This window comes from Desulfolutivibrio sulfodismutans DSM 3696, assembly GCF_013376455.1.
Lineage (GTDB): Bacteria > Desulfobacterota > Desulfovibrionia > Desulfovibrionales > Desulfovibrionaceae > Desulfolutivibrio > Desulfolutivibrio sulfodismutans.
In genome coordinates this window covers 4,137,281-4,152,564 of the sequence record NZ_CP045504.1, presented here as the reverse complement: position 1 = coordinate 4,152,564, position 15,284 = coordinate 4,137,281, and the positions used below count along the sequence as shown (strand labels likewise).

At 67.8% G+C, this 15,284-nt stretch carries 15 protein-coding genes; 6 read left to right on the top strand and 9 right to left on the bottom strand.

The window, feature by feature from the left end:
* The first annotated feature begins 12 nt into the window (after positions 1 to 12).
* From GD606_RS18880 to GD606_RS18870, 3 genes are all read left to right on the top strand, one after another.
* Positions 13 to 1,707: a nickel-dependent hydrogenase large subunit gene (locus tag GD606_RS18880; protein WP_163303801.1), complete on the top strand. Its 1,695-nt coding sequence runs from the start codon at positions 13 to 15 to the stop codon at positions 1,705 to 1,707.
* Between the two features lie 68 nt (positions 1,708 to 1,775).
* A complete protein-coding gene (locus GD606_RS18875; RefSeq protein WP_163303802.1) occupies positions 1,776 to 2,288 on the top strand; it encodes a HyaD/HybD family hydrogenase maturation endopeptidase in 513 nt (170 codons plus the stop codon).
* The gene (locus GD606_RS18870) at positions 2,288 to 3,079 is read left to right on the top strand and encodes a prepilin peptidase (RefSeq protein WP_163303803.1); all 792 of its coding nucleotides are present in this window, start codon (positions 2,288 to 2,290) and stop codon (positions 3,077 to 3,079) included. Before GD606_RS18875 ends, GD606_RS18870 begins: the two co-directional genes overlap by 1 nt.
* Before the next feature lie 535 nt (positions 3,080 to 3,614).
* Here GD606_RS18870 and GD606_RS18865 read toward each other — a convergent pair.
* Positions 3,615 to 5,432, bottom strand: coding sequence for a LysM peptidoglycan-binding domain-containing protein (locus GD606_RS18865; protein WP_163303804.1), 1,818 nt, complete (start codon positions 5,430 to 5,432; stop codon positions 3,615 to 3,617).
* Positions 5,433 to 5,737: 305 nt separating this feature from the next.
* On the opposite strand from GD606_RS18865, the gene metX reads away from it, so the two are divergent.
* The 3 genes from metX (at position 5,738) to GD606_RS18850 (ending at position 8,698) form a co-directional block, all read left to right on the top strand.
* Positions 5,738 to 6,958 (top strand): homoserine O-acetyltransferase MetX, encoded by a 1,221-nt coding sequence (gene metX / locus GD606_RS18860; RefSeq protein WP_163303601.1) that lies wholly within the window; start codon positions 5,738 to 5,740, stop codon positions 6,956 to 6,958.
* A 4-nt stretch (positions 6,959 to 6,962) separates the two neighbouring features.
* Positions 6,963 to 7,577 carry a methionine biosynthesis protein MetW gene (gene metW, locus GD606_RS18855; RefSeq protein ID WP_163303602.1) on the top strand — a complete coding sequence of 205 codons (615 nt, stop codon included), beginning with the start codon at positions 6,963 to 6,965 and terminating at the stop codon, positions 7,575 to 7,577.
* A gap of 149 nt (positions 7,578 to 7,726) precedes the next feature.
* Positions 7,727 to 8,698, top strand: coding sequence for a tetratricopeptide repeat protein (locus GD606_RS18850; RefSeq protein ID WP_163303603.1), 972 nt, complete (start codon positions 7,727 to 7,729; stop codon positions 8,696 to 8,698).
* Positions 8,699 to 8,701: 3 nt separating this feature from the next.
* Here the strand turns inward: GD606_RS18850 and GD606_RS18845 are convergent, their stop codons facing one another.
* The 8 genes from GD606_RS18845 to gspG all read right to left on the bottom strand — a co-directional run bounded on the left by GD606_RS18845 (position 8,702) and on the right by gspG (position 15,272).
* On the bottom strand, positions 8,702 to 9,754 hold the full coding sequence (locus tag GD606_RS18845; RefSeq protein WP_163303604.1) for a hypothetical protein: 1,053 nt from the start codon (positions 9,752 to 9,754) through the stop codon (positions 8,702 to 8,704).
* Positions 9,751 to 10,326 carry a hypothetical protein gene (locus GD606_RS18840; RefSeq protein WP_163303605.1) on the bottom strand — a complete coding sequence of 192 codons (576 nt, stop codon included), beginning with the start codon at positions 10,324 to 10,326 and terminating at the stop codon, positions 9,751 to 9,753. The genes GD606_RS18845 and GD606_RS18840 overlap by 4 nt, the downstream gene beginning before the upstream one ends.
* Complete coding sequence (locus GD606_RS18835; RefSeq protein WP_163303606.1) at positions 10,323 to 11,936, bottom strand: PilN domain-containing protein; 1,614 nt, start codon at positions 11,934 to 11,936, stop codon at positions 10,323 to 10,325. Before GD606_RS18835 ends, GD606_RS18840 begins: the two co-directional genes overlap by 4 nt.
* 68 nt (positions 11,937 to 12,004) lie before the next feature.
* Positions 12,005 to 13,087 carry a type II secretion system minor pseudopilin gene (locus GD606_RS18830; protein ID WP_163303607.1) on the bottom strand — a complete coding sequence of 361 codons (1,083 nt, stop codon included), beginning with the start codon at positions 13,085 to 13,087 and terminating at the stop codon, positions 12,005 to 12,007.
* The gene (locus GD606_RS18825) at positions 13,084 to 13,833 is read right to left on the bottom strand and encodes a PulJ/GspJ family protein (protein WP_163303608.1); all 750 of its coding nucleotides are present in this window, start codon (positions 13,831 to 13,833) and stop codon (positions 13,084 to 13,086) included. The genes GD606_RS18830 and GD606_RS18825 overlap by 4 nt, the downstream gene beginning before the upstream one ends.
* Positions 13,830 to 14,255, bottom strand: a complete 426-nt coding sequence (gene gspI / locus GD606_RS18820) for a type II secretion system minor pseudopilin GspI (RefSeq protein ID WP_163303609.1) — start codon at positions 14,253 to 14,255, stop codon at positions 13,830 to 13,832. The genes GD606_RS18825 and gspI overlap by 4 nt, the downstream gene beginning before the upstream one ends.
* Positions 14,252 to 14,821, bottom strand: coding sequence for a pilus assembly FimT family protein (locus GD606_RS18815; RefSeq protein ID WP_163303610.1), 570 nt, complete (start codon positions 14,819 to 14,821; stop codon positions 14,252 to 14,254). Before GD606_RS18815 ends, gspI begins: the two co-directional genes overlap by 4 nt.
* Positions 14,814 to 15,272 (bottom strand): type II secretion system major pseudopilin GspG, encoded by a 459-nt coding sequence (gene gspG / locus GD606_RS18810; RefSeq protein ID WP_163303611.1) that lies wholly within the window; start codon positions 15,270 to 15,272, stop codon positions 14,814 to 14,816. The genes GD606_RS18815 and gspG overlap by 8 nt, the downstream gene beginning before the upstream one ends.
* Between the last annotated feature and the right edge of the window lie 12 nt (positions 15,273 to 15,284).

Below are 15,284 nucleotides of genomic sequence, written 5' to 3'. Positions count from 1 at the left end.
ATGGAGGACAATATGGCTGAAAGTAAACCCACTCCGCAGAGCACCTTCACAGGGCCGGTCATCGTCGATCCCATTACCAGGATCGAGGGACACCTGCGGATCATGGTCGAAGTGGAAAACGGCAAGATCAAGGACGCCTGGAGCTCTTCGCAGCTTTTCCGGGGCCTGGAAATCATCCTGAAGGGCCGCGACCCCCGCGACGCCCAGCACTTCACCCAGCGCGCCTGCGGCGTGTGCACCTACGTGCATGCCCTGGCCTCCACCCGCTGCGTGGACAACGCCGTCAAGGTCAACATCCCGGCCAACGCCCGCATGATGCGCAACCTGGTCATGGCCGCCCAGTATCTGCATGACCACATCGTGCATTTCTATCACCTGCACGCCCTGGACTGGGTCGATGTCACCAACGCGCTCAAGGCCGACCCCCAGAAGGCCGCCAAACTGGCCGCCAACATCGCCCCGTCCCGCCCGGGCAACTCCGCCGAATCCTTGAAGGCCGTGCAGGACCGCCTGAAAGCCTTCGTGGAGACCGGACAGCTGGGCATCTTCACCAACGCCTACTTCCTGGGCGGGCATGCGGCCTACTACCTGCCGCCCGAGGTCGATCTCATCGCCACGGCCCACTACCTGGAGGCCCTGCACCTGCAGGTCAAGGCCGCGCGCTGCATGGCCGTGTTCGGCGGCAAGAACCCCCACACCCAGTTCACCATCGTGGGCGGCTGCACCAACTACGACGCCATGACCCCGGATCGCATCGCCGAGTTCACCGCGCTGTGGAAGGAAACCAAGAAGTTCGTGGACGAAGTGTACATCCCCGACCTTCTGGCCGTGGCCGGTTTCTACAAAGACTGGGGCGGCATCGGCGGAACCACCAACTTCATGTCCTTTGGCGAATTCCCGACCAACGTCCAGGATACCGCCAAATACATGGAATCCTGCTACTTCCCGGCCGGCGTCATGATGAACCGGGATCTCAAGAAAATCGACAAGGTGGACCTCAAGGCCATCACCGAGCACGTCAAGTACTCCTGGTACAAGGGCGACCAGCCCCACCATCCGTACGAGGGCGTCACCGACCCGCAGTACACCAAGCTTGATGACAAGGAACGCTATTCCTGGATGAAGGCCCCCCGCTACAACGGCAAGGCCATGGAAGTCGGCCCCCTGGCCCGGGTGCTCATCGCCTACGCCAAGGGACACAAGGAGACCAAGGGCCTCGTGGACACCGTGCTGAAAAAGCTCAGCATCCCGGCCACGGCGCTGTTCTCCACCCTGGGCCGCACGGCAGCCCGCGGCATCGAGACCGCCATCATCGCCGAGAAGATGGACGGCTGGATCAAGGAATACGCCGCCAACATCAAAAAGGGCGACACCAACCTGGCCGCCAAATGGGAAATGCCCGCCGAGGCCGAGGGCGTGGGCCTGGTGGACGCGCCGCGCGGCGCCCTGTCCCACTGGATCAAGATCAAGGACAAAAAGATCGACAACTTCCAGCTCGTGGTGCCCTCCACCTGGAACCTGGGACCGCGCTGCGCCGCCGGGGCCGTCAGCCCCGTGGAAGAGGCCCTGATCGGCACCCCCATCGCCGATCCCAAGCGTCCGGTCGAGATCCTGCGCACCGTGCATGCCTTCGATCCCTGCATCGCCTGCGGCGTGCACGTGATCGAGCCCGAAACCAACGAAGTCTTGAAGTTCCGCATCCGCTAGCCTCAAGACGCAACGCATCCATGCGGGAACCCGGCCAGCGCCGGGTTCCCGTTTTTTGGCGGTACCCTATGCACGACACCGTTCCCAAAATCCTGGTTCTTGGCGTGGGCAACATCCTGTACACCGACGAGGGCGTGGGGGTCCGGGCCGTGGAGGCCCTGCTGCGCGACTACCGCTTTTCCGACAACGTGACGCTCATGGACGGTGGCACCCTCGGAATGCGGCTGATGGACCCCATCATGCAGTGCGAAAAGCTCATTGTCATCGACGCCGTTTTAGGCGGCGACGAACCGGGCAGCGTCTATCTGCTGACCGGCGAGGATCTGCGCAAGTCCCTGGCCTTTAAAAACTCCATGCACCAGTCGGACCTGGTGGACACGCTGATCTGCTGCGGTCTGGCCGGAAACCGGCCCGAGGCCGTGGTGGTCGGCGTCGAGCCCTTCGACTACCAGACCATGGCGGTGGACATTACGCCGCAAATGGCCGAAAAGATGCCGGTCATTTTCGAAGTGGCCCTGGAAGAAATCAAAAAGGCCGGGGGGGACTATGAACCCCTGTCCCCCGACGGCGACGGAGCCTGATGATCCGGTTTTTTGCCGATCCGGCGCTTGTGCGCCTGTTTCCCTGGCTGGCCGGGCTGTTTGGGCTTTTGCTCGGCAGCTTCTACAGCGTGTGCGCCCACCGCTACGTGGTGGGCCAGTCCATCGTGTTGCCGCCGTCGCATTGCCCGGCCTGCGGGCATCGTCTCTCCTGGTGGGAACTGATCCCGCTTCTGGGCTATGTATTGGCCCGGGGGAGATGCGCCTCCTGCGGGGTGCGCATCCCCATCGGCTATCCGCTGCTGGAGATCGTCTCGGCGGCCTGGGCCGCGCTTGTGGCCCTGAAATACGGCCCCACGCCGCTTTTTCTGGTTCTTCTGGCCGTGGGAGGGCTTTTCATCGTCGCCTCGGCCATTGATCTGCGCACCTTCCTTCTGCCCAACCGCCTGACCTATCCGGCCGCCGTGCTGGGCATCGCGGCCGGGTGGCTGACGCCCGGGGTGGGACTGCCTCTGGCGCTGTACGGGGCCGGCGGGGGATTTGCGGTCTTCTGGCTTCTGTCCTGGGGCTACCGGAATCTGCGCGGCGTGGACGGCCTGGGCGGCGGCGACGTGAAGCTGATGCTGGCCATCGGCGGCATGTGCGGGGCCGTGGGACTGCCCTTGGCGATTCTCATGGGCAGCGTGGCGGCGCTGGTGTGCAGTCCGTTTTTTCTTTTCGGCGGGAAGGGGAAAAAAAGCGCCATCCCCATTCCGTTCGGGCCGTTTCTGTGCTTCGGGGCCATGGCCCAGGTGCTTTTGGGCGCGAACGCCCTGGCCCGGCTTTTATCCTGAGTCCGCAATCCGCTGACATGCCCTCGGAGGGTCGTAAGAGTTCGCCTTGCGCCCGAGCTTCTGAGTCCGCTGATCTGCCGGGCTCGGGGTTCGCCGCAGAGGCCGTAGCGAACGCCGCAGAGGCCGTAGCGAACGCCGCAGAGTCCGCTGATCTGCCGGGCTCGGGGTTCGCGACACGGCGCTTCGGCAGCAATGCTTCGCGCTGCCGGGCGCGCCCTGCGCCAACCCGTCGCCCGGCCTGACCCTCACGGCCAATCGGCGGCCATCCCCAGAAAAGACATGCTGGCGGCAGGCCTGCTTCCCGGCGCAGCGCCCGGGGTTTCCAAAGGGAGCGCGGCTCCGTCTGGCCGCCGGAGGCTTTCGCCTTCCCTCTTTCGTTGCGGCGCCGGGGCATCACTGCATCCCCGTCGCCAGGGCCGGGCGACGGATCAGAGGCAAATGAACGGCGGCGACGTGGAGCGCAACGCAATTCGTCGAAGCCGGACATTGGCCGCCGCCACCGAGTCCGGCCGGGACAGGACGGCAGGACCATCGCTTAAGGGATCTTGATTTTCCGCCCAGGCTTCAGCTTGCGGGAATCGAGCCCCGGGTTGGCCTTGAGGATGGCCTTTTCCGTGACCCCGTAGCGTTTGGCCAGCCCGGACACGGTGTCGTCGAATTCCAGCACATGCTCCCGGGGCCTGGCCGCCTGGGCCTTCTGTCCGTCATTGGGGGCGGCCTGCCGGGTCTCGGCCTTCGGCGCGGTCCCGGGTTCCGGCCCGGCGACCCGGGGCGTGGCCTCAGGGGCGGGTTGCGGCGTGGGCTCGGGTTTGGTTTCCACCCCGGCCTGCGCCGTGGAATCGGCTTTCGGCCCGGGTTTCGCCGGGGGGGCGGCCATCTCGGGGGCGGCCTCGGCCTTTGGCCCGGGAGAGGGTTCGGCATTCCCCTCGGCTTTGGCCTCGGGCTTGGATTCGAGCTTCGGCTCGGTCCTGGGTTCGGGCTTCGGCTCGGTTCGGGGTTCCGTTTTCGGCTCGGGCGCGGACGCCGCCACTTCAGCGGCGCCGTGCGGCTCGGCGGCTCCCAGGGTTGCGCCGTGGGGCAGCCTGACGACCGCACCCAGCTTGAGGTTGCTGGCTTTGAGGCCCGGGTTGGCCTTGAGGATGTCCTTTTCCGTGACCCCGTACCGCTTGGCCAGGCCCGAGATCATGTCGCCCTGGACGATGATATGGGTTCCTGGCGCGGCCTTTTTCTCCGTCGCAGGCGTCTTCACGGCCTCGGACGGGGCCTTTTGGACCGGCCTGGCTTCCTCGCCGGACACGGACGCTGGGGCCGTCTCGGGAGCGGCCGCCGTTTCCATGGGAGGATGGGGCTTCTGGGCCGGTTTCGCCTCCGGGACCGGGGGAGCGTGCGCCTCTGGGGCGGCGGCAGAGGTCGTCACGGCGGCCTGGGGCTCGGAAACCGCCGGGGCCTTGCCCCCGGCCGGGATGATCAATGTCTGCCCAAGCTTGAGATTGGTGGGATTGATCCCCGGGTTGGCGGCCAGGATGTCGTTTCTGGGCACGCCGTAGCGCTTGGCCAGGGCCGAAAGCATGTCGCCCTTTTCGACCACGTGGGTTCTCCCCTGGCCGGGCTCGGCCGGAATCGTCGGCGCGGGCCGGGTGCTGGCCTTGTCGGCCAGGGATGGCGCGGCTTCGTCCTGAACGGCCGGGGCGGCCGGGGCGGGAGACGAAGGCCTGGCGACGGGTTCGGGCTTTCCCGGCTTTTCGTCGCTGCCCGGCCGGGGTTTCGCCTGGGTAGCCGGGGCCTTGCCCGCGCCCGGGGCCTGGGGGTCCATGGCCGCCGTGGCCACGGACGAGGCCGCCGCCGCCTTGGAGGCCTCCACCAGGGGGCTGTAGAAATAAAACACCCGTCCGGCGCTGCCGTCCTTGTAGCGGCGGTGTCCGATATAGGCGTAGCCCGGCCAGTTCCAGGCCGCCAGCACATAGGCCCGGCCCGCGTCGTCGGTACGCTCGGCCACGGCGTCGGGCGGCCCGTATTTGGCCGCCAGGTGCTCCTGCACGGCGTCAAACCCCGTGGTCCCTTCGTAGGCGATGGCCGCATGGTAGAATTTACCCTTGTAAAATCCGTAGGTGACCATGGCCACGGGCATGCCGCCCAGATCCTTCTTGTCCCCTTTGCGGTCGTAATCCGTAAACTCCCCGTCGGTCTCAACCAGGGTCATGTCCTTTAACGACGACGCCTCGGTTCCCCAGGCGATCCCCCGGAATCCGTCGGGCTTTTTCCCGGGGTCGGCGGCCAGGGCGGCCCCGGCCAGCCCAAGGCAGAAAAACAAAGCGCATATGGCGGCGAGGCCGCCGCATCTCGTTATGTTCACACTATCCTCCGTGGCCCCGCAGCGGATGGTTCCGCACGGGGCAAGGCCCCTATATCCCATGCGCCCCAAAGGGCAAAGCCCCTGTTTCTGCCCGGCGCGGCGGGAACGCGGGCCCGCGCCGCCCTCTGTTCAGGCCTACCCCGCACCCGGCCCCCCCCTACACGCGGGGCCATCTCCCCCACATCCTCACGGACATCCTCACGGACATCCCCCGATACATACCCCGGGGCATCCCCGGACCCCGGATGACAAGTCCCTGCTTCGGCGTTATGAAATCCCATGCCGGTCAAGGAGTGGCGCGCACCGTGAGCGAATACGTCGATCAGACTGCCCCGGGAGGCTCCGTGGGGCTGGTGGAGAAAAAGTTCTTCACCTTCGCCGCCCCGCCCCATCCCCTGACCGTGGAATCCGGCCTGTCCATCGGCCCGGTGACCCTGGCCTACGAGACCTACGGCGCGCTTTCCCCGCGAAAAGACAACGCCGTGCTGGTGCTGCACGCCTTAACCGGCGACTCCCACGCCGCCGGATACTACGACGCCTCCGACCCCAAGCCCGGCTGGTGGGACAGCATGATCGGCCCGGGCAAGGGCATCGACACTGGCGCCGTGTTCGTCATCTGCGCCAACGTGCTCGGCGGCTGCATGGGCTCCACAGGACCAGGCTCGATCAATCCGGCCACGGGCGCGCCCTACGGCCTGGAATTTCCCGTGGTGACCATCGGCGATATGGTCGCGGCCCAAAAGGCCCTGGTGGACCATCTGGGCATCACCAGGCTTCTGGCCGTGGTGGGCGGCTCCATGGGCGGCATGCAGGTTCTGGAATGGTCCGTGCGCTATCCGGACATGGTGCGCGGGGCCGTGTCGTTGGCCTCCACCACCAAGCATTCGGCCCTGGCCATCGCCTTCAACGAGGTGGCCCGCCAAGCCATCATGGCCGATCCGAACTGGCGCGGCGGCGACTATTACGCCCACCCGGAAAAGCCGGACACGGGGCTGGCCGTGGCCCGCATGATCGGACACATCACCTATCTCTCCGACGAGGCCATGCGGGCCAAGTTCGACCGCAGGCTGCAGGACCGCTGCGACATCTCGTTCAACTTCGAGGCGGATTTCCAGGTGGAAAGCTATCTGCGCCACCAGGGCAAAAAATTCGTGGACCGCTTCGACGCCAATTCCTTCCTGTACGTGACCAAGGCCGCCGACTATTTCAACCTGGAAAACGCCCACGGCGGCGGCTCGGCCGTCTCGGCCTTCGCCAAGGCGAGGTGCGCCTATCTGGTGGTGTCTTTTACCTCGGACTGGCTCTATCCGACCTACCAGTCCAAGGCCATGGTCCAGGCCATGAAGAAAAACGGCCTGGACGTGAGCTTCGTGGAGATAAAAGCCGACTGGGGCCACGACGCCTTCTTGCTGCGCAATCCGCGCCTTTCGGCCATCATCGAGCGTTTTCTGGACCGCATGCGGCAGACCGCCCGAGCCGAGACGCCCGATACGCCCGATACGGGCGAAGCGAAGGCAGGGGGCTGACCGGATGCGCTACGACCTGCAAATCATCGCCTCCTGGATCGAGCCTGGCGCCAAGGTGCTGGACCTGGGCTGCGGCGCGGGGGATCTGCTCTCCCACCTCATCCGGGAAAAGGGCATCCGCGGCTCGGGCATCGAGATCGACGAGGCCAAGGTGGCCGAGGGACTCACCCGCGGGCTGTCCATGGTGCATGGCGACATCAACGAAGAGGTGCGCGATTATCCGGACCAGGCCTTCGACGACGTGATCCTGAGCCAGACCCTGCAACAGGTCTACGATCCGGCCCGGCTCATCCGGGAGATGCTGCGGGTGGGAAAACGCGGCATCGTCAGCTTCCCCAACTTCGCCCACTATGGCGTGCGCGCCCAGCTTTTTTTCAAGGGCAAAGCCCCGGTCTCCCGGGAGCTTCCCTACCAGTGGTACGACACCCCCAACATCCGGGTCATCGCCCTCAAGGACTTCCGGCGCTTTTGCAAGGCCTCGGGGTTCGCCATCCTGCACGAGACGGCCATACGCACCCCGCACCACCAGGAAACCGGCCGGGTGGCCACCCTTTTTCCCAACCTTCTGGCCACCTACGGCATCTTCCGGCTCGGCCGGGCAACGCCCCCGCCGCCCTGACCCTCTCGTCGCCGGGGCCGATGGGCCGCCGCCCCCGGGCCGACCGCCCCCGGGCCGACCGCCATGGTTGCCCGCCGGGCCGCAATGCTTTAGATTTCCCAATTCATCGGATCACAGGCCGCATGAACCGACTTTTACCGGGAGCCCTCATGCCCATTGCCCGTCCCCGCGCCCTGCCCGCCTTCGCCGTTTTTGCGGCGACGGTATGGATCGTCGCGGCCCTTTTATCTGGGTGCGGCGCCCACGGCGCGTCCAAGACGGACCCGGGAGCTGCAAACGACATGGCCATCGCCGGGCAGCTCTATGCCGAAAAACGCTATCCGGAGGCACTGCCCCTCTACGACCGGGCCCTGGCCAAAGACCCGAAATCCGCCAAGGCCCTTCTGGGCCGGGCCGTGGTTCTGTACAAGCTGGGCCGCTACGCGGACTCCATCAAGACCCTCAACGTTCTCTTGTCCCAGGACAAGACCCATACGGCCGGGTATTACAACCGGGGACTGGCCAAGGCCCGGCTGGAAAAATACCGCGAGGCCGCGGCCGACTTCGAGATCACCCTGGCGCTCAAGCCCGATTTCGCCCAGGCCGAAAACAATCTGGGGCTGGTCTATTTTTCCCTGGACGAAACCGACAACGCCCTGACGCATTTCGACCGGGCCGCCTCCCTCATGGGCGACGCCCCCTTCGAACCGCTGTTCAACAAGGCCGCCGTGCTCCAGGCCCGCTTGGAATACGAAAAGGCCCTGCCCATCTACGATTATCTGGTGACCATGCGTCCAAACGACGCCAATTCCCTGAACAACCGGGGCTACATCCGGCTCATGCGGGGCGAGGACGCCGAGGCCGTGGCGGATTTTTCCCGGGCCCTGGCCGTGGCCGAAGACAAGGAGATCTATTTCAACAGGGCCATCGCCCTGGGCCGCCTGGGACGCAACAAGGAGGCCGTGGACGACTACCGCCGGGCGGTGGCCGTCGATCCGAAATTCGTCAAGGGATGGAAGAACCTGGGGCTTATGCGCCTGCGCCTGGAAGACGCGGCCGGATGCGACGATCTGGTCCGGGCCTGCGAACTGGGCTCATGCCAATCCATCGAGGAATGCCGCCGCCAGGGAACCTGTCCCTGACGGTTACGGCTTGCCGGGCGGGGCAGGCGGCGTGGGAGGGCTCTGCCCTGCCTTGCCCGAATCCGCCCCGGCCTCCCAGGTCAGAACCGGCGCGGAAACGGTCCCCGTTAGCCGCAGCCCGGCAGGCCGGGGGGAAGTGACCTCGGCCTGGACCTCGTCGGTCAGGGTTCCCGCAAGCGCCAGTCGGCTGGCCCGAATGTCCCCGCCCGGCCCGGGCGAATCGATCCGCCCCGTCAGGCCGCCCCGCAGCATGTCCGAGGCCACGGAGCATTCCGAAACATCCAGCCCGCCGTCTTTGTATTCGGCCCGTATGGCCATCCGCCCCAGTTCGACGCGCACGGCCCGCAGCATCTCCCCCTCGACCTCAAGGAAGGCGTCCTCCAGCAAGACCCCGGCCTTCCCGGACACGGTTTTTCCCGGCACAAGGCGCAACTCCCCCGAAAGCCGCCCGCCTGCATGACGGTTCACGAGCCAGGGCAACCCCGGCGACCGGCCAAAATCAAGGCCGCTGGCCGTTATGACCACCTCGCGCCAGCCGCCCCCGAAGATGTCGTCCGAGGCCGCTTCGACGGTCAGCTCGCCGCCCAGCGTCCGGCCCTCGGCCGACACCTCCAGGCGGCCCAGGCAGACCGCCCAAAGGGACAGCCCCAGGCGCGCCTCGGGCATGTCCGCCAGGGGGTCCGCTGCGCCCTCCAGGCGAAGCCGCAGCCCGCTCAAAACGGCCCCCGGAGGAAACAGCGTGGCCCGGGCCTCGCGCACGGAGAGGTTCAGGCCGTGTCCCGGCGACAGGGTGCGTTCCGCCCACAGGCGCAGCCGCTCGTCCGGAAACCTGGCGGCCAGCATAAAAAGGGACAGGGACAGGGTGAAAACCGCCAGGATGGCGGCGAACGCCACCCGGACGGCCAGGGACGGACGCGGCGCGCCAGGCTGGCCGGAGGGCGGCGCAGGGGTCGGCGCAGGGGTCGGGATGGACGCGGCGCGGTCCACGGAGTCGCCTTCCGGGGCGCTTCTCCCGGCCAGACGCCGCACCCGCGCCACCAAGGCGGACACGCTCATGGGGCGGCCTCCCGGGGCGTGTCCCGGTTCGGCCCCGGACCAGGGGACGACGGCTTGTCGGTTGCGGCCTGTTCCCGGCCCACGGGCACGGAAATGGACACATCGGCATTAAGGCCCTCGGCGGGATCGGCCCGAAACGACAGCTTGCGCACGGACAGGGCCTCCGGGGCCGCCTCGATGCGGCCCAGAAAAGCGGCCATGTCCCCCAGGGCCACGCGCCGCAGCCGCATGTCCACGATCTCCTCGCGCATCCCCGACCCCGCCTCCCGGCTGGACGGCCGCATGTATTCGATTTGCCCGGACACCCCGGCCTCCCTGGCCATGGTCTGGAGCAGGGCGAACAGGTTCACGTCCCCGCTGGCCCCGGCGACCTCGCTTAACCGGGCGGCCACCTCCTGGCGGCGCTTTTCCAGGGCCCCGGCCTCGGCCAGGGCCTTTTCGGCCCGCTCGATGCGCGTGGCGAGTTTGTGCCGGGTCTCGGCCACAGGGGACAGCACCCAACTGTCCAGGGCCAAAAGGGCCAGAAGGCCGGCCACGGCAAAAAGGGCCATTCGGCGCACGGATTCGCTCACAGGCCGTCCTTTGCGCCGCTGGCGGTCATCTCCAGTTCAAACTCCACCCCGCCGCCCCCCGCCTTGGAGGTCGCCCCCTTGATCTCGACAGCGGAAAAACCGCCCGATTCCAAAAGCTTGGCGCGTACCGACTCCACGGTCTCATAGGCGTCGGCCGTGGCCGTCATGCGCACCCGCCGCCCGTCCACGGTGAATTCCCCCACCACCACCGGCGATCCCTCGGGAATGGCCCGGGAGACCGTGCGCAAAAGCTGGGTCAGTCCGCCGCCCACCCCGGAACGCAGCCTGGCGGGCCAAGCCGCCTCCATCTCCCGGAGCCGGTCCCGCAGCACGCTGACATACTGGCCGGGCTCCATGCCCTTGCGCGTGCCCGGGGCGGCCTGGGCCACGAGGGTGGCCAACTCCCCCTCCAGACGGGCCAGCCAGGCCTTTTTGAGTTGGATGTCGACTGAGGCGTCCGCCCCGTAGGCCAGTATCGCCATCCCCAGCCCGGCCCCGAGGAGCACGGCCCGCCGAAGATGCCCGGGTTGCCCCGAAAGCCCCAGGGCCTCGCGCACCAGGGAGCTCCCGGACGGGTCGTCGTCCAGAAAATTGAGCCCCCCCGCCCCGACGCCGCGAAGCGCCAGGCCGCAGGCCACGGCCATGTCCACAGTGAGTTCCCGGGCCTTGTCCTGGCCGGGAAAAAGAAGGCTTCCCAGGTCCGCCGGGCAGCGCACCTCGCGGCACAGGCCAAACCCAGGCCGCTCCTCCAGCCGCGCCGCCAGCCGTTCGGCCAGTCCGGCATCGGCCAGCGTCCCGAAAAGCAGGATATCGGCCGGGCCAAACCCCGTCTCGGCCGCCAGGGTCAAGACGATCTGCCGACACAACTCCGCAAACCACGCCTCGCCGCCCGGGTCCATTCCGGCCAGGGAGGCCTGGCGCACCCGCCGGGGTTGCCCCGTGGCGCACAAGGCCAGAAGCGCCCGGCCGGGCTCCACGTCCACGGCCAGAACCGGGTGCCGGGATGCCGCGTCCGGCGGCCGGGCGACGAGGCCGCCAAGGATCGCCGCAAGGCCCTGTCCGGCCGGGGACGGCGCGGCCAGGGCGTGTTGGGTGGCCAGGGCCGCCCAACACAGACCGGTCAGATCCAGGTCCAACACCTCCGGGTCCAGGGCCGAAAATCCCTCCCGATGCCGCTCAACCACGCCCATGGGAATGGCGGCGGCCTGATAGGCGTGCCGTCCGGATCGGCCAGACAGGCCGAAAATCCCGGACGGCTGCGGGCCGTCGCTTCCGGCCCTGACGCAGGACAATGCCTGCCCCGCGAGGGGGCCGGGCATGACGGATTCAAGCTCCAGCCGCAGCACCTTGGCAATTTTTCCCGGAGAACTGAAGGGAAAAACCACCCGGCGCACCATGGCCGCTTCCGAGTCCATGCCAAGGATCGCCGCAGCGCCGCCAAACCCTTGGGACAAAAGCAGATCGCGCGCCGCGCGGCCCTTTGCGGCCGGGGTGGCTTCGGGAGAAACCACGGCCCGGGCCATGCCCTCGAACCGGGTTCGAAAAAGGGTGCGCGTCAGGACCACGAGCCGAATCTCGCTTCCCGACACGTCGATTCCCGCTATGCGCATTCCCGCCTTTCCTTCTTGCCGTCAGGCCACGTCCGACGCCGCCGGGGGGCGTTCCCCCGGGGCAACGTCTACCACGCCCGGCGGGCGACCACCACGATTTTGCCGTCATCGTCCCGCCTGAGCCAGGCCAGGAGCCGGGCCTTGGAGGAACCCGACACGCCTGTGAGATCGGCGCAATAATACGTCCCTCGGGACGTGAGCGAAACTCCGGCCAACACCAGGTTGGCATGGGCCGAAAGGGTGGTGCGCACCCATTCAGGATTCTGCAGGGCGGCGAAGTTGCCGGGCTGCGCCCGGAACTCGACCACGTCCCGGGCGAAGGCCAGGGCCGCGGATTCGCCGTTTTTCCAGGCCAGGGCCGCCAGCACCGGCTCGGGAGCGGTGTTCACGTTGATGCCCGTCGTCCCCTTGCCGTGGACCGTGAGCAGATCCTTGAGCCCCGGACGACCGGCCGTGCCGTCGTAGATCGCGGGGGTCACCCCGCGCACCCGCAACAGTTCCCCCAAAGACAGCATGGTGGCGTTGGGCGGCAGGTGGTCCCGGCCCAGGGCGGTATAGTACGGGGCCTCGGCGCCGCTGTACCCTGAGCGGAAGTCGCTGCCCAGGGTTGCGGAGTCTGCGGGCTGGCTGTCGACGTCCACCCAGTCCAGGATGGCCAGCACCACCCGGTTGGCCTCGACCTCGGTCAGTTTGAAGGTCGGGCCGAGCAACAGATCGCGCAGAATCCGGACATAGGGAGACGAGCCGCCGATGATCAGGGCGTTGACCGGAATCTTCCCGGATTCGTCCGTCACCGTGCCCGAAAGCGCGCCATCGGCAAAAAGCCCGGCCACCGCGCTGTCCGTGACCTGCCCCTCGGCCATGATCCTGGCCCTTTCGGCGTCGCTTGCGAAAAAGGCGGACCAGGCCTCGCCCGGATGATCGAATTGGTTGATCGTCGCGTCGCGGGACAAAAGCGACGCGGCCAGAAGCAGCCCGGAATCGACCCGGGCCCGGGCCGTGACCGCCGCCGCCTCGGTGCTCTCCCCGGCCATCTCCAGCCGGGCCAGGGGCAGGGCCCCGGCCAGGGCCAGGGACAGGGCGGCCACCAGGATGAGCACCAGAAGAAGCGCCGCCCCGGCCTGCCCGGGGCGCCTAGCGGGCCGGTTCATTGCACCCCCTGGGGGGAGACGCCGCCAATGGGCAGGGCCAGCCGGGTCGTGAAGGAACCGGCCGGGCCGTCGCCATCCGTGGGCGAGGTGTCCGTGGCCTCGCGCACCGGCCGGTAGGTGGCCACAAGCATACGGGGCAGGGCCTCGTTGCCCTGGCTTTCGCGCGTCCGGCTGTCCCAGCTGTCGCGTTCGGCCCGACGTTCATCCAGGGGGGCCAGGGAAAATGCCGCCACGTTCCGGGCCAAAGTCACCTCGCGCCAGGGCGGATCAGACAGGGTCGAAGGAAGAAGATGCGGGTCCGCCAGTTCGGCCCGGACCAGCGTAAACCGCGTTTCGCCGTCATCCGAGGGCCGCAGCAGATAGCGCACCCGGGTCAGCCCCGCCGTTGGCTCGTCGCGGTCGAAGTCGAGCCGGGCCAGGGTGATCATGTCCACGACCACCTGATCCCCGTCGCTGGTCCGGGAATCGCCGCCCGAGGGGCTGGGCACGAGAAATCGGAATCCCGAGCGCCCGGCGCGGTCGGCCACGGCCGGGTGGAAGACCGAATCCAGATCCCTGGCCAGAAGCACCCGGACCACCCGGGCCGTCTCCCGGGCCGCGCCCTGTTCCCTGGTGTTGACGGCCACGTCCGAGGCCACCCGGAACACGGCGAAAATGCCCACGAAGGCCCCGGCCAGGATGGCCAGGGCGGTGAGCACCTCGAAAAGCGTGAATCCGGCCGGGGCCGTCTGCGCCTCCCGCCTCATCGCCGCCCCGACAGGCTGGTCACGCGCAACCGGGGCTCGGGCTTTTCGTCGGCCTCGCCCGAGGTGTCCGGGGCCACCGTGACCGTGACCAGACTCAGGCCCGGAAGCGCCGAGTCGGCCACGTCCACGCTCCAGCGCCAGTCGCCGCCCGCCGTCTCCTGGACGCCCTGACGCGATTCCAGGCGGTTGACCCCGAAGGCCGTCATGTCGGCCAGCCGGTCGCGAAGGGTCAGGGCGGCGGCCTGGGCGCGCACGGCCCGCAGGCGGGCGTTTTGGATGTTGAGGCACACGGAGAGCACCGCCACCATGGCCGTGGCCAGGACCACCACGGCCACCATGGTCTCCAGCAGGGTGAAACCGGTTCGGGCCGGGCTGTCCGGCAGGCCAGGACGCACATGGGCCAGGACGCGGGCCGACGTCATGGCGCGGCCCGCTCAACCGTCGCATCGCCCGTGGCGTCCCGCCAGGAGGGCGCCCCCGTGGCCGGGACGTCCAGCCGCCGTTCGGTCTCGCTTTTATCCGCCAGGACCAGGGAACACGGTTCGGAAAGCCCCAGGGGCAGCACCCGCACGGACACCCGGCCGGTGGTCACCGGATCGCCGCCGAATACCGACACCTCGATCAGGCGGAGATCGTCAGGCAGGGCGCGCTTCACGGGATCGGGCAGGGAGGGGTCGCGCCGGGAGGCATCCTGGGCGTCCGCAGTGGTATCCGGGACATCGACCCCGGACGCTGTCCGGGGCACATGATCCACCCAGAAGCGTCCTTCGTCCAGATCGAGCACCACCCGGCGGCGCGTGCCGTCGATGACCGCATCGAGTCTGGCCCGGGCAAAGGCCTCGGACAACCGCCCGGCGGCGGTTCGAAAGTCCTCGCCGCCCAGAAGGGGCGCGATCCCCGGCAGGACCATGGCGGCCATGGCGCTCATGATCAAAAGCACCACCAGGGTTTCGGCCAGGGTGAAGCCCGGGGCCGGGGGGTTATTCAAGCTCCCAGCTCTTGATGTCGGCATCGGCCTTTTCACCGCCTTCCTCGCCATCGGCGCCGCGCGAGACGATGTCGAAATCGCCGTGGTCGCCGGGGCTGGTGTAGATGTAGGCGTTGTCCCAGGGATCGGAAGGGGTCTTTTGGATGTAGCCGCCTGCGGGGAAATTCTTGGGGATCTTGCCGATGGTGGGCTTTTGCACCAGAGCCTCCAGGCCCTGTTCCGTGGTCGGGTAGACGCCGTTGTCGATCTTGTATTGCTTGAGCGCCGTGGACAGACTCTCGATCTGCATCTTGGCCTTGACCACCTTGGCCTTGTCCGGCTGGTCCATGATCCGGGGAATCACCAGACCGGCCAGGATGCCCAAAATCACGATGACCACCATGATCTCGATAAGCGTCATGCCTGCCTGCCCGAGGGCGGCAAGGCGGCTATGGGGGAGGATGTGGCGCATGTCGTGTCGCTC

Bases quoted from the DNA above. Each gene is read 5' to 3' on its own strand.
- GD606_RS18880 (WP_163303801.1), top strand. From the start codon at position 13: ATGGCTGAAAGTAAACCCACTCCGCAGAGCACCTTCACAGGGCCGGTC.
- gspG (WP_163303611.1), bottom strand. From the start codon at position 15,272: ATGCGCCACATCCTCCCCCATAGCCGCCTTGCCGCCCTCGGGCAGGCA.
- GD606_RS18845 (WP_163303604.1), bottom strand. From the start codon at position 9,754: ATGAGCGTGTCCGCCTTGGTGGCGCGGGTGCGGCGTCTGGCCGGGAGA.
- metW (WP_163303602.1), top strand. From the start codon at position 6,963: ATGCGCTACGACCTGCAAATCATCGCCTCCTGGATCGAGCCTGGCGCC.
- GD606_RS18870 (WP_163303803.1), top strand. From the start codon at position 2,288: ATGATCCGGTTTTTTGCCGATCCGGCGCTTGTGCGCCTGTTTCCCTGG.
- GD606_RS18850 (WP_163303603.1), top strand. From the start codon at position 7,727: ATGCCCATTGCCCGTCCCCGCGCCCTGCCCGCCTTCGCCGTTTTTGCG.
- GD606_RS18830 (WP_163303607.1), bottom strand. From the start codon at position 13,087: ATGAACCGGCCCGCTAGGCGCCCCGGGCAGGCCGGGGCGGCGCTTCTT.
- GD606_RS18835 (WP_163303606.1), bottom strand. From the start codon at position 11,936: ATGCGCATAGCGGGAATCGACGTGTCGGGAAGCGAGATTCGGCTCGTG.
- GD606_RS18825 (WP_163303608.1), bottom strand. From the start codon at position 13,833: ATGAGGCGGGAGGCGCAGACGGCCCCGGCCGGATTCACGCTTTTCGAG.
- GD606_RS18875 (WP_163303802.1), top strand. From the start codon at position 1,776: ATGCACGACACCGTTCCCAAAATCCTGGTTCTTGGCGTGGGCAACATC.
- gspI (WP_163303609.1), bottom strand. From the start codon at position 14,255: ATGACGTCGGCCCGCGTCCTGGCCCATGTGCGTCCTGGCCTGCCGGAC.